The organism is Pseudomonas sp. B21-010 (genome assembly GCF_024749325.1).
Lineage (GTDB): Bacteria > Pseudomonadota > Gammaproteobacteria > Pseudomonadales > Pseudomonadaceae > Aquipseudomonas > Aquipseudomonas kilonensis.
In genome coordinates this window covers 2,708,930-2,721,961 of record NZ_CP087198.1, presented here as the reverse complement: position 1 = coordinate 2,721,961, position 13,032 = coordinate 2,708,930, and the positions used below count along the sequence as shown (strand labels likewise).

The following is a 13,032-nucleotide window of genomic DNA, read 5'->3' as shown; positions in this document are numbered from 1 at the left end:
CTGCAACCCTTCCCCTGTGGGAGCGAGCTTGCTCGCGAAAGCGGCGGTACATTCAGCATTGATGCAAGCTGACCCACCGCCTTCGCGAGCAGCTCGCTCCCACATAAATGAACACCATCAAGCGCCTATGGTAGCCTTTGCGGACTCTCCGATGGACGCCCTCCCATGGTCTCACCGATCAACGCCGCCGAGCGAAAGCCGTACCAGAAAATCGCCGATCAACTGCGCAACTACATCGCCCAAGGGGATTTCAAGGCAGGCTCCAGGCTTCCCCCCGAGCGTGACCTGACCCAACTGCTGGGGGTTTCCAGGCCGTCGCTGCGCGAGGCGCTGATTGCCTTGGAAATAGACGGTGACATCGAGATCAAGATGGGCTCCGGCGTGTACGTGCGCGCCAAGCCCAAGGACGGAAAAAACCCGAGCATGACCTTGGGCGAGAGCCCGTCGGAACTGATGCAGGCGCGCGCCTTGATCGAAGGTGAATCGGTGATCCTGGCGTGTTTGCACGGCAAGAAAAGCGACTACCGCTATCTGCAGGAATGTATCGATGCCATGCGCGCGAGCATTGCCAATGGCCTGCCTCCGCTGGAGGATGACCGTCGATTCCATCAGCGCCTGGCCAAGATGAGCGGCAACTCCGCCCTGGTCCGGATCATCACTGCACTCTTTGATGAACGACACAACCCGATTTCGGCTCACCTGAGCAAACACTCGGAGAACGCCCTGACGTGGGAAGCTGCGGTCATCGAGCATGAGGCGATCCTGCACGCCGTAGCCAACAAGGATGTGCTCGGCGCCCAAACCTCAATGCGCCAGCATCTGAGCCGCTCGGAGAACCGTTGGCTGCAAGCGCTGGAACCGGAAGACAACCGCGACTAAGCCTGCGGTTTGGCTTTTGTGGCGAGGGAGCTTGCTCCCGCTGGGTTGCGCCCCGTAGGAGCTGTGTAGGAGCTGTCGAGTGCAACGAGGCTGCGATCTTTCCCCTGACACTTGAATCTCCAGCGAAAGATCAAGATCAAAAGATCGCAGGCTTCGCCAGCTCCTACAGAACCCAGCGGGAGCAAGCTCCCTCGCCACGGGGTTAGTGCGCTACTTGACTCAGTTGTCGACGCACAGCCAGCTCCACGCCGCGGATTTCCGCCAGGCCCTTGAGACGGCCGATCAGTGAGTAGCCGGGATTGCTTTTGCGCTGTTGGTCGTCCAGCAGTTGATGCCCATGGTCGGGACGCAGCGGCAAGCGCGGGCCGCCTTCGCGCTCACGTCGGTGCTCTTCAGCCACCAGGGCAGCGATGACGCCGACCATGTCGACGTCGCCGTCCAGGTGATGGGCTTCATGGAAGCTGCGTGGGTCGGTTTCCCGGCGGGTTGAGCGCAGATGGGTGAAGTAGATGAACGGCGCAAAGTGCTTGGCCATCGCCACCAGGTCGTTGTCTTCACGCACGCCATAGGAGCCGGTGCAGAACGTCAGGCCATTGGCCGGGCTTGGAGCTGCGTCCAGCAGCCACTGGGCGTCTTCGGCAGTGGAGAGGATGCGGGGCAAGCCGAGCAGCGCCCGGGGCGGGTCGTCCGGGTGGATCGCCATGCGCACACCCACCTCCTCCGCGACGGGGATCACCGCGCGCAGGAAATACCCCAGGTGTTCGCGCAACGTGGCCTCGTCGATGTCGGCGTAGGTACGCAGCAAGTCACGGAAGTTGTCCAGGCTGTAGTGTTCCTCGGCACCGGGCAAGCCTGCGATCAAGGTGTTGACCAAGGTTTCGCGGCGGGCCGGCGTCAGTTGTTCGAAGTAGGCCTTGGCCTGCTGGATATCTTCGGCGCTGTATTCGGCCTGCGCAGCGGGGCGCTGGAGGATGAACAGATCGAAGGCGGCGAATGCGGTCTGATCGAAACGCAGTGCCCAGCCACCATCCGCCAGTTCATAGGCCAGGTCGGTACGGGTCCAGTCCAGCACCGGCATGAAGTTGTAGCAGACGATATCGATGCCGCAGCTCGCCAGGTTGCGCACGCTTTGCTGGTAGTTGGCGATGTACTCGTCGCGCCGTCCACAGCCGCGCTTGATGTCTTCGTGCACCGGAATGCTTTCCACCACCGACCAGCTCAAGCCGGCCGCTTCGATCATCTGCTTGCGCGCCGCGATGGCCTCCACTGGCCACACCTGGCCATTGGGGATTTCGTGCAGCGCGGTGACGATGCCGGTCGCACCGGTTTGGCGAACGTCCGCCAGGGAGATCGGGTCTTTGGGGCCAAACCAACGCCATGTCTGTTCCATGTTCTTCTCCTTGTTATCAGTTGGGTGCGGCAAGGGGGGGCAACAGGCTGTCCACACCATCGCGGACCAGGGTGCGATAGGCACGGTGCACGGCATCGCGAAACTCTGCGCGAGCCGCCAGCTGCGGCGGGAAGACCTCATCCAGGTCGAGGAAAGCATTCACCCGCGATGCGCCTTCGAAGCGTCCCGCAAGATCGGCAAAGGTTGCGCTCAGCGGGTCGTCGATCACGTGCATCGACTGACCAGGCAACGGCTGCGTGCAGTAGTGAATCCAGGCCGCAATGCCCAGGGTGGTACAGTCGATGCTGCGCCCTTGGTCGAGCAATTGCTGCGCGCCGAGCAACCAGCGTTGCGGCAGTTTCTGCGAGCCGTCCATGGCGATCTGGCGCAAGCGATGTTGCAAGCTGTCGTTGGCAAAGCGCGCCCGCAGGTCGTGGGCATACACCGAAAGATCGAGACCAGCCGGCATGTCCAGGGTGGGTGCGGCTTCCTCGGCCATGTAGCGTTCGATGAGGCGCGCCAGCTTCACGTCGCTGACGGCTTCGAAGACCGACTCATGGCCGGCCAGCAGCCCCACGTAGGCCAGCAATGAATGGCTGCCATTGAGCATGCGCAGCTTCATCGTTTCAAACGGACGCACGTCGTCGACCATCTGCACGCCTTCCACTTCCCAGTCCGGGCGGCCGAGGGGAAAGTGATCCTCGATCACCCACTGGCTGAAGCTTTCACAGACCACTGCCGCACGGTCGTGGCAGTCCAGTTGTTGCTCCAACCGGCGGAAGGACTCGTCGTCCATGGCCGGCACGATGCGATCGACCATGCAACTGGGAAACGCCACCTGCTGCTCGACCCACTGCGCCAACGCCTCATCCTGCAATGCGGCCAAGGCGCTGACCGCCTGGCGGGTGCGCTGGCCGTTATCGGGCATGTTGTCGCAGCACAACACGGTGAAGGCCGGGATGCCTGCCGCGCGACGGCGACGCAGGGCTTCAAGGACAATGCCGGGGGCCGAGCGTGGCGTTTGTGGATGCGCGATGTCATGGGCAATCGTCGGATCTTCGCGGCGCAACTGCCCGGAGGAAGGGCTCAGGCAGTAGCCCTTTTCTGTGACAGTGAGCGTGACGATCCGCGTTTGCGGCGCGGCCATGCGTTGCAGCAAATGCTCCAGCTCTTGACCGCCTTCGCCCACATACAAAGCCTGGCGCAACACCCCGATTTCACGCAGCGTCACCTGCTCACGGTCGCGGTACTCGGCCACATGGTAGCGGCCGTCCTGCTCGCGCAATTGCTCGACCAAGGTGCGATTGGAGCGCAGGTTGGCACTGCACAATCCCCAGTCACTTTCGCCATGGCGATTGAGATGGCGTTGCAGGTAGACCGCCTGGTGCGCGCGGTGAAACGCGCCCAGGCCCAGGTGCACGATACCGATCTGCATTGCAGTCCCGGTGCAAGGTACACGTTTCACAACAGGCATCGACTCACTCCTTCTGTTCAGGGATGGCCCAGGGCCGAAGCGGGTTGCGGGTTTTGTTCCGCCGCCTTGCCGGTATCGGCCACCGACAGCGGTTTCACGTAGCGCGCCACACACACGGCACCGATCACGGTCAGCAGCCCCGCCAGCAGGAATGCACTGGTGAACGAGCCGGTGAACTGCACCAGGAAACCCGTCAGGGTCGGGCCGACAATGCCCGAGGTGTTCGCCAAAAAGTGCATGAAACCGCTGACGCCGCCCACCCGCGCCGCCGGGACGGTGTCCTGGATGATCGCCCAGTAGATGGCGCCGGTGAGGTATAGGAAGAACACCGCCAAAGCGACGAGGATGACCGCCGGATACAGGGTCTTGACCATCCCCGCACAGGCGATGCAAACGGCGCAGGCCAGCAGGCAGGTCACCAGCACCACTTTGCGGGAGAACATCATCTTTCCGGTTTTCTTGAACACAAAGTCGGAGATGAAACCGCCCAAGGCCAGGCCGAGGAAACCCAGCACCCAGGGAATGACCGTGGCGATGCTCATGTCCTTGACGTTCAGGCCGTGGGCCATGGTCAGGTAGCTGGGGAACCAGGTCAGGAAGAAGAACAAGGTGTAGTTATAGGAAAAGAACGCCAGGGAGGTGAACAGCACCGTTGGCTGCTTGAGGTAGAAGCGCAGTGGGAACACCGGTTGTGCCGCCAACTCGCTTTGCCCCTCGGCCCGCAGAATCTCCTCGGCGCCCTCGCCTTCTGGCCTTTCCTTGACGAACTTGAACCATACCGCGGCCCAGACCAGACCGATTACCATGATGATGATGAACGACATCTTCCAGCCGTAGGTGACGGCGATAAAGCCCACCACCGGGCCTGAAATCGCCCCACCCAGCGGCGTGCCGGACATCGACGTACCAATCGCCCGCGCCCGGCGCTTGGGGGTGTACCAGTTGTTCACCATCTTGCTGGTGGTGACACTGAGCGGTCCTTCACCCATGCCAAACAGGATGCGAATGAGCACCAGCGAAGCGAAGCCCACCGTCAACACGGTGAGACCGCTGAACAGCGACCACAGCACCATCGCCAACAGCAACGTGGTCTTGGCGCCGTAACGGTCGGCAGCCCAGCCGCCGATGAAGTTGAAAGCAGCATAACCGACGAAAAAACTACTGAAGATCATGCCCATCTCACCCGTACTCAGACCGTAGTCCTTCTGGATGAAAGGCGCCGCCACAGACAATGCCGAGCGGTCGAGGTAATTGATGACCCCGGCCAGGAACAGCATGATGATGATTAAGCTACGTCCTTGACCAAACATGGTGGAACCTCCCGCTTGTTGTGTTTATTCGGTGAGGGTGCCCATGACAGGCACGATGAAACCGGTGATACCGACGGCTCAGGGATGGGCGTTCGTCAGTTCCACCAGCACTTTTCGGGTTTGCTCGGGATGTTTTTCGATCAGATCGATGGCGCCGGGCATTTCGTCGAAGCTGACGCGATGGCTGATCAGGTCCTGGACCTGCAACTTGCCGCTGGCGATCAGTTCGATCACCCGCGGGAACTTGCGGTTATTGAGCCGCGAGCCCACCAACGTGAGTTCCTTCTTGATCATTTCCAACTGCACCAGATCACTGGGCGTGGCATTGAAGCCCAGCAACCCGATGCGCCCGGCCGGCGAAGCCAGGCGCACCATCTGCGGCATCAAGGCCGGGATGCAAGCAGCGTCGACAATCAGCGGCACGCCTTCACCCTGGGTCAATTCACGCATCGTGGCCTCGACGTCGACTTGCTGGCCGTTGAGGGTTCGGCTGGCACCCAGCGCCCGCGCCGTCTCCAGGCGGCTGTCGATGACATCGGTCACGGTGATGTCGGTCAATCCTAGCGCCCGGGCCATCTGCACCAGAGTCAGGCCGATCACCCCGGCACCGTAGATCAACACGCTGTCGCCCGGATGGGGCTGCATGCGATCGAGCACGTTCAGGGCAATGGAATATGGCTCAACCAGGGCGCCGTGGCTTAGGGACATCGAATCGGGCAAGCGGTGGGCGTTCTCGGCCGGTACGCATACCTGCTCGCTGAAGCCGCCGTCGCGATGCACGCCGATCACTTGCAAACGGGTGCAGACATTCGGTCGGCCAATCCGACAGGGGTAACAGGTGCCGCAACTGATCACCGGATCGACGCACACCCGGTCACCCACTTGCAGGTGGTCGACGCCCTCGCCGACTTGCCGGACTACCCCGGAGAACTCATGGCCGGTGACACGGGGGAAACGCACGAATGCGTTCTGCCCATGAATGATGTGCATGTCCGAGCCACAGATGCCGGCGTAAGCCACATCGACCTGGACCTCGCCATGGGCGATCTGCGGTCGGTCGACCTGGGCCAGCCCGAACTCGAAGGGTGCTCTTACCTGGAACGCTTTCATCGGGTCACTCCTGACGGGACATTCGCCCCGTTTGCTCAAAGGGTTAAAACCGTTTCACCAATGCCACAGCGTGCCGTCTTCAAGACGGTTGACCGGCAGGCTGGCGCGCTTGTAGGGGTATTGGCGGGCAAGGTCTTCATCGATGTCGACGCCATGCCCCGGTGTTTCGCCCGGCGTGAAGTGGCCATCCTCGAAGCGATAGGCGTGGGGAAAGACTTCATCGATGCGGTCTTCGTGAGGCATGTGTTCCTGAATGCCGAAGTTGGGTACCCAGGTATCGAAATGCAGGGCCGCGCCCATGCACACCGGCGACAGGTCGGTGGCGCCGTGAAAGCCGGTCCGCACCTGGAACAGCGCGGCGAAATCGGCAATACGCCGCACGTGGGTAATGCCGCCGGCATGCACCAGCGTCGTGCGGATGTAGTCGATCAATTGTTCCTGGATCAACTCGCGGCAGTCATGGATGGAGTTGAACACCTCGCCAACGGCCAACGGTGTGGTGGTGTGCTGGCGAATCAGGCGAAAGCTCTGCTGGTTTTCGGCCGGCGTACAGTCTTCCAGCCAGAACAGGTTGTACGGCTCCACGGCCTTGCCCAGACGCCCGGCTTCGATAGGCGTCAGGCGATGGTGCACGTCGTGGAGGATATGCAGGTCGTCGCCAAAGCGTTCGCGCACGGCGGCGAATAGCTTGGGGACGTAGTTGAGGTATTTGGCGGTGTCCCAGACGTGTTCGGCGGGCAGGTCGCTGTCGGCCGGCTCGTAGCGCTCGCCACTGCGCTTGGCGACGCCGTAGGTGGTGGCAATGCCGGGCACACCGCATTGCACACGCACGGCTTTATAGCCCAGCTCGACGTGACGGGCGACTTCGTCCAGGCACCCTTCGATGTCCTTGCCGGTGGCGTGCCCATAGACCATCACCCGCTCGCGGCTCTTGCCACCGAGCAACTGGTACAACGGCATGTTCGCGGCCTTGGCCTTGATATCCCAGAGCGCCACGTCGACGGCGGCAATGGCGGTCATGGTCACCGGCCCCCGGCGCCAGTACGCACCGCGATACAGGTACTGCCAGATGTCCTCGATGCGGTGGGCGTCGCGGCCGATCAGCGCAGGCAGCACGTGCTCCTCCAGATACGCGACCACTGCCAGTTCGCGGCCATTCAACGTCGCATCGCCAATGCCGTAGAGGCCTTCATCGGTGACGATTTTCAAGGTGACCAGGTTGCGACCCGGACAGGTCACGATGACGCGCGCTTCAACAATTTTCATAAAGTCAGACCTGTGCAACAGAAGGGAGTAAGGACGTGCCCATGTTCGGCATCGCCGCCAGGGGAATCAGCGCCCCCCGGTATTGGACGACCTGGGCAGCCAGGCGATGGCCCCAGCGGGCGGCTTGCTCTGGATCGCCGCCGCGCAGGCGGCAGGCCAGGTAGGCGGCGTTGAACGAATCACCGGCAGCGGTGGTGTCGATGACATGGGTAACGGTTTGCGCGGGTACTTCGAAACGCCCTGTCGGGCACTGGATCAAGCAGCTGGCGGCGCCGCGCTTGAGGGCCACTTCGCGGATTCCCGCATGGGCGTAGGCATTGAACAAGGCCTGCGTGTCGGGATAGCCGAACAGGGCCGCGTCATCTTCCCAGGTGACCAGGGCCAGGTCGGTCAGCTGCAACAGGTCGCGGTAGGCCTGCCGGGCCGTTTCAGGATCGGGCCAAAGGTGGGGGCGGTAGTTGTTGTCGAAGACGATGCGCGTGCCGGCTCGGCGCGCCAGGAGCAAGGCCTGGATCAGGCGTTGGCGCCCTTCTGGCGTGAGGATCGCCAGGCTGATGCCGCTCAGGTAGACGTAGTCGTAATCGGCCAGCGCATCGAGCATGGCCTCTGCCTCGGGGCCCTCGAACATGCGCCGCGCCGCCGCTTCCCCGCGCCAGTAGAGGAAACGCCGCTCGCCGTGGGGATCGGTCTGGATGAAATACAGCCCCGGCAGCGCGTCTTCGATCACGCGGACATGGGCATCACCTATCCCTTCATCCAGCCAGGACCGGCGCATGGCAACGCTGAATGCATCGCTGCCCACGGCCGTCATGTAGTCCACGGCCACTGCGCCACGCAAATTCAATCGGGCCAGGTAGACCGCGGTGTTGAGCGTATCGCCACCGAAGGTCTGCATGATCGCGGCACCCGGTTCACCGCGCATCTCGATCATGCATTCCCCCACCAACGCCACCTTCAGCGGGCGGGCGAAGCGGGTCTCTGGGCCATGGTTAAGCGTTACATCCATAATCAACGCGCCTTTCTTGTTTTTAAAACGGCGTTTCATTTTTATCTCAAGGCCCGAGTCTAGTCAGATTTGCCGCCTCGTCAAGCAAAAATGAAACAGCGTTTTGTTCTGCTTGCGTATATCCTTGGGTTTTACTTTCACGTTGGAGCCTTCATGGACAACAGCGTCATTCCAAACAACGATCTGGTGTCGGCGGTGGGCCGGACCATGGCCGTGCTCGAGGCACTGGCCGAGCATCCGGAAGAAAGCGGCGTCTCGGAAATCGCCAACAAGCTGGACATGTCCAAGGCGACGGTCTATCGCTTCTTGCAGTCGCTCAAGGCACGTGGGTATGTGGTGCAGGACGCCGAGGATCGCTATCGCCTCAGCGTCCGGCTGTTTGAACTGGGGGCCCAGGCCTTGCCCCACCTGGACATCGTCCGGGAAGCGGAGCCGGGCATGCGACGGATCAACGAGCTGACCGGCGAGACCGTCCACCTGGGGATTCTCGACGAAGGCAGCATCGTCTACGTGCACAAGATCGACTCCAAGTACAACCTGCGCATGTACTCGCGGATCGGCCGGCGGGCGCCGTTGTACTGCACTGGCATCGGCAAGGTGCTGATGGCCTGGCTTGAAGAAGACGAATTGCTCGCTCACCTGGAGCTGGAAAGTTTCGAGCGCCGTACGGCCAATACCCTGACCAGCGCCGAGGCGTATCTGCAAGAACTGGAGACCGTTCGCCAGCAAGGCTATGCCGAGGACCATGAAGAGTTCGAAGACAACATGCGTTGCCTGGCCGCACCGATCCGCGACCGTTTTGGCCATGTGATCGGCGGGATGAGCGTTTCATTTCCCTGTTTTCGCTTCAGGGAAGAGTTGAAGCAGGACTACGTCAAGCAACTGATGCAAGCCACCCAACAGATCTCAAGCCAGTTGGGCTGGCATGCGCGGTAATGGCCGTCGACAACCCCGTGGCGAGGGAGCTTGCTCCCGCTGGGCCGCGAAGCGGCCCCAAAACCTGCCGAATGCGCAGCATCAGACACACCGCACCCGCCGGTTCACGACTGCTTCGCAGCCGAGCGGGAGCAAGCTCCCTCGCCACAGGGGGCTTGGGTGTTCATGAGCTTTGCATTCAGCGCAGGACCATTGTGTGCGGGGTACGGCAGGAGAGATAGGTCGGCTGTCAGGCCGCCTCGCGAGCAAGCTTTGCTCCCACAGCTCGGATGGGTGTACGACCGAAAAAGACAGGTCGGCTATCAGGCCGCCTCGCTTTTGCTTTTGATCTGGAGGCCCCGTTAACCACGATGGCCGAACACAGGCATTGTGGAGTGGGCATCCCGGCATGGATGCCGGGATAGCCGCGCTGGGTCATGGATGGCCCTTCGCGGCGGCCCACGGAGCAATGCCTTCGTTCAGGAATGCCGAGCCTAGGCGAGGCACCGAGTGGTGGGGCAAGTCTTTTTTGCTTACTTTTCTTGGCGTCTGAAAAAAAGTGAGCCGCCGTAAGGGCGGTCCCCTAAGTAGCCGTTACCGCAGCAACGGATATGTACCCGGTCAACAAAATCCATGTCGACTGACACCCCACCATCTCAGGCTTCAACTGGCCGGCATCAGAACCAGGTTTCCATCTGGATGCCGTACTGCCAGACACCGCCGGCGTTGAAGTCAGTCTTGCCGAAGGAGTCCGTGGTGCTATACCGGTCCAGGTCCGACGACCAGTTCATGACGCTGGCGAACAGGCGTAGCTCAGGACGCGTGAGCAGATCGCCCAGGTCGGGTTTGAAGGTCGGGGCGACCGTGAACTTCCAGAAGTTGCCGTCGACCGCATTGCGTTGCAGGTAGCCCTTGGGGTCCAGCTTCATGGTTTGCCAGCTCATCTCGTAGGCCATCTCGAAATTGCTGTTGATTTCATTGGCCAACCGCACGTTCAGGGTCATCCAACGGTAATCGTCGCCCTTGACGTAGCGGTCCTTGCTTTGCTCAGCCAGCAGGCTCGGGCCAATGCGCCAGTCGGACGCCAGGGGCGTTTCGCCGTACAGCGCCAGGCGCACAGCGCGGGCGTCGTCAATCAGCTCGCCATCCGAGCCGACGTTCTTGACCTCAGCCCCCAACCCCTGCCCATAGAGCAGCGCCGTCTTGAAGAAGCCTTCGCGGCCGAAGAAGTTTTTCTGGTGATTGGCGATCATGCTGTGCAAGCCGGAATCGGCCGGCGTCAGCCCCGCTTCATTGGTACGGGTCGCAAAGTCGTTTTTCTTCGAGCCGATGGCGTTGAACATCCACTGCCACTGGCCACCGTCGAAAAACTGGTTGGACGTCAGGATGTAGCTTTCCACATCGGCATTGACGCCGCCCTCACTGAAATCCCCGTAGTTGCGACCGATCAAGGAGTAGTTCGAGCGCCAGTTCTTGTTCATCTGTATATCGTAGATACCGCCACCGGTGCCGGCCAGATAGACAACGTCGGAGTCCAGCCAGTGGATGTCGAAATTGTCCCTGTCGAAGCGCTTGCCGGCCCACAGGGTGGAGTTTTCGAACATCGAGTTGCCTTTGAATGCCGCGAGGTGATCGAGTTCGGTAAACACCTGGCGCACGTTCAGGTTGCTTTCATCGGCGGTCCAGTCGTTGGAGCTCTCCACACCATCGGCGATGGACACCGTGAACTTGGAGTGGGTGCCGTTCTGCGCATACTGCTCTTTCGACAGGTCGATACGCATGTAGGTGTCGTCCTCGTTGCCGAGTCGCCCGACAGCGCCCCCCACAGAACCGGCTGGAGTGGTGTACGGACCGCCACGACCACCGCCCAACGCATCATTGATCAGCAACCCGGAGCGGGCATAGCCCTTGAAGCTGAAGCCGTCGGTAAGATGTGCGCCACTGCCCTGCTTCTCTGTGCTTTGCTGGCTGGCTTCGAGTTTTGCCAAGCGAGCATCGAGCGTGGGGACCGTAGCGGCGGACGCCACCGGTTGCATGGTGGGCGTGGCGAGTTTGAGTTGCTGCAATTCCCTGGCGAGTGCCTGGGTTTGCTGTTCGGCGGCGGCGGCGCGTTTTTCCGCTGCGCTGGCACGCGCCTCGAACGCGGCCATGCGCTCTTCCAGAGTCGCGGCCTGAGAAGTGGTCGCCGCGGCGCCGAGTACGCCTGCGAGTAGCCAGCTTGATGCTTTCTGCATATGGATTTTCCCTGTTTTGTTTTTATTGTTCTGCTGCCGCGACCGACCTTTTTCGCCCAGGTTCCGAATTGTCAAACCAAAGGAAAAAAAGGATGCCTCATCGCAAATACACTGCTACATTTGGCGATGTTAACGTTAACTTTTCTAAAAACAAAAATAAAGAGGGCTTTATGAAACAGCTCAAATCGATCCTTCCAGCAGCACTGCTCGGCCTGTGCGTCGGGTTTCCATCCCTCTCCACAGCCGCCAGCCTGACGATTTCCTGCGGTGCCGTGGGTGCTGAATTGCAACTGTGCAAGGAGGCCGTCGAGGCGTGGTCGAAGCAGACCGGCAACAGCGTCGAAGTGGTTTCCACACCTAACTCGGCAACCGAACGGTTGTCGTTCTACCAACAGATCCTCAGTGCGCAATCCAGCGACATCGACATCATCCAGATCGACATGGTGTGGCCGGGGATGCTTGCCAAACACTTGATGGACCTGCGCGAGGTGCTTCCTGCCAATGCGACCCAGGGTTACTTCCAGGCCCAGGTGGACAACGCCACGGTAAACGGGCGCCTGGTGACCATGCCGTGGTTCACCGACTCGGGGCTGCTGTATTACCGCAAGGACCTGCTCGAGAAGTACAACAAGCCCGTACCCCAGACCTGGGAAGAAATGACCACGACTGCCAGGGCTGTCCAGCAGGGCGAACGCGATGCCGGGAACGCCAATGCCTGGGGTTATGTATTCCAAGGGCGCGCCTACGAAGGCCTGACGTGTAACGCACTGGAGTGGATCAGCAGCCAGCCGCAAGGCGGGCTGGTCAATCCGCAAGGCGACATCGTGGTCAACAGCCAGGCCTCAAGGGCCGCATTGACCCTGGCCAAAAGCTGGGTGGGAGACATCTCCCCGCGTGGCGTACTCAACTACACCGAGGAAGAAGGACGCGGCGTCTTCCAGTCGGGCAATGCATTGTTCATGCGTAACTGGCCTTATGTCTGGGCCCTGGTGCAAAGCCAGGACAGCGTCGTGAAGGACAAGGTCGGCGTCGCTCCCCTGCCCCGCGGCGGCGAGACGGGCACCCATGCGTCCACTCTCGGCGGTTGGGGCCTGGCGGTGTCGCGCTACAGCGCCAACCCCAAGCTCGCCGCAGAACTGGTGAGCTACCTGAGCAGCGCTCAACAGCAGAAACACCGCGCCTTGGTGGGTGCCTACAACCCGGTGATCGAATCGCTGTATCAGGATCCCGAGTTGCTCGCGGCCATGCCGTACTACAGCCAACTGCGCAGCATCCTCAATGATGGGGTCATGCGCCCTGCTTCAATCACCGCCGACCGCTATCCACGGGTCTCCAATGCGTTCTTCGATCAAGTGCACGGCGTGCTGGCGGACGAACGGCCGGTCGACCAGGCGCTGGCCGAACTGGAAAGCGAACTCACGCGCATCAAACGCAGGAACTGGTAAGCC

The 13,032-nt window shown here is 61.3% G+C and carries 10 protein-coding genes; 3 read left to right on the top strand and 7 right to left on the bottom strand.

Annotated features, from left to right (window positions below; all coding sequences use genetic code 11):
• Positions 1–165 precede the first annotated feature (165 nt).
• Positions 166–879 carry a FadR/GntR family transcriptional regulator gene (locus LOY50_RS12085; protein WP_258690953.1) on the top strand — a complete coding sequence of 238 codons (714 nt, stop codon included), beginning with the start codon at positions 166–168 and terminating at the stop codon, positions 877–879.
• 202 nt (positions 880–1,081) lie between these two features.
• On the opposite strand, the gene uxuA is transcribed toward LOY50_RS12085, so the two are convergent.
• The 6 genes from uxuA to LOY50_RS12055 form a co-directional block, all read right to left on the bottom strand.
• Positions 1,082–2,269 (bottom strand): mannonate dehydratase, encoded by a 1,188-nt coding sequence (gene uxuA, locus LOY50_RS12080; RefSeq protein WP_253473842.1) that lies wholly within the window; start codon positions 2,267–2,269, stop codon positions 1,082–1,084.
• Positions 2,270–2,285: 16 nt separating this feature from the next.
• Positions 2,286–3,743, bottom strand: coding sequence for a mannitol dehydrogenase family protein (locus LOY50_RS12075; protein WP_258690952.1), 1,458 nt, complete (start codon positions 3,741–3,743; stop codon positions 2,286–2,288).
• Between the two features lie 17 nt (positions 3,744–3,760).
• Complete coding sequence (locus LOY50_RS12070; protein ID WP_253473838.1) at positions 3,761–5,053, bottom strand: MFS transporter; 1,293 nt, start codon at positions 5,051–5,053, stop codon at positions 3,761–3,763.
• 78 nt (positions 5,054–5,131) lie between these two features.
• Entirely contained in the window at positions 5,132–6,163 is a 1,032-nt protein-coding gene (locus tag LOY50_RS12065; protein ID WP_258690951.1) for a Zn-dependent oxidoreductase, read from the bottom strand.
• 54 nt (positions 6,164–6,217) lie between these two features.
• The gene (manD, locus tag LOY50_RS12060) at positions 6,218–7,429 is read right to left on the bottom strand and encodes a D-mannonate dehydratase ManD (RefSeq protein ID WP_060742694.1); all 1,212 of its coding nucleotides are present in this window, start codon (positions 7,427–7,429) and stop codon (positions 6,218–6,220) included.
• 4 nt (positions 7,430–7,433) lie between these two features.
• Positions 7,434–8,435 (bottom strand): sugar kinase, encoded by a 1,002-nt coding sequence (locus LOY50_RS12055; protein WP_258691229.1) that lies wholly within the window; start codon positions 8,433–8,435, stop codon positions 7,434–7,436.
• A 153-nt stretch (positions 8,436–8,588) separates the two neighbouring features.
• On the opposite strand from LOY50_RS12055, the gene kdgR reads away from it, so the two are divergent.
• On the top strand, positions 8,589–9,371 hold the full coding sequence (gene kdgR / locus LOY50_RS12050; protein WP_253473834.1) for a DNA-binding transcriptional regulator KdgR: 783 nt from the start codon (positions 8,589–8,591) through the stop codon (positions 9,369–9,371).
• A gap of 656 nt (positions 9,372–10,027) precedes the next feature.
• Here the strand turns inward: kdgR and LOY50_RS12045 are convergent.
• Complete coding sequence (locus tag LOY50_RS12045) at positions 10,028–11,584, bottom strand: carbohydrate porin (protein ID WP_253473831.1); 1,557 nt, start codon at positions 11,582–11,584, stop codon at positions 10,028–10,030.
• A 170-nt stretch (positions 11,585–11,754) separates the two neighbouring features.
• On the opposite strand from LOY50_RS12045, the gene LOY50_RS12040 reads away from it, so the two are divergent.
• Complete coding sequence (locus LOY50_RS12040) at positions 11,755–13,029, top strand: ABC transporter substrate-binding protein (protein WP_214509315.1); 1,275 nt, start codon at positions 11,755–11,757, stop codon at positions 13,027–13,029.
• Positions 13,030–13,032 lie beyond the last annotated feature (3 nt).

Bases quoted from the DNA above. Each gene is read 5' to 3' on its own strand.
- LOY50_RS12085 (WP_258690953.1), top strand. From the start codon at position 166: ATGGTCTCACCGATCAACGCCGCCGAGCGAAAGCCGTACCAGAAAATC.
- uxuA (WP_253473842.1), bottom strand. From the start codon at position 2,269: ATGGAACAGACATGGCGTTGGTTTGGCCCCAAAGACCCGATCTCCCTG.
- LOY50_RS12075 (WP_258690952.1), bottom strand. From the start codon at position 3,743: ATGCCTGTTGTGAAACGTGTACCTTGCACCGGGACTGCAATGCAGATC.
- LOY50_RS12070 (WP_253473838.1), bottom strand. From the start codon at position 5,053: ATGTTTGGTCAAGGACGTAGCTTAATCATCATCATGCTGTTCCTGGCC.
- LOY50_RS12065 (WP_258690951.1), bottom strand. From the start codon at position 6,163: ATGAAAGCGTTCCAGGTAAGAGCACCCTTCGAGTTCGGGCTGGCCCAG.
- manD (WP_060742694.1), bottom strand. From the start codon at position 7,429: ATGAAAATTGTTGAAGCGCGCGTCATCGTGACCTGTCCGGGTCGCAAC.
- LOY50_RS12055 (WP_258691229.1), bottom strand. From the start codon at position 8,435: ATGGATGTAACGCTTAACCATGGCCCAGAGACCCGCTTCGCCCGCCCG.
- kdgR (WP_253473834.1), top strand. From the start codon at position 8,589: ATGGACAACAGCGTCATTCCAAACAACGATCTGGTGTCGGCGGTGGGC.
- LOY50_RS12045 (WP_253473831.1), bottom strand. From the start codon at position 11,584: ATGCAGAAAGCATCAAGCTGGCTACTCGCAGGCGTACTCGGCGCCGCG.
- LOY50_RS12040 (WP_214509315.1), top strand. From the start codon at position 11,755: ATGAAACAGCTCAAATCGATCCTTCCAGCAGCACTGCTCGGCCTGTGC.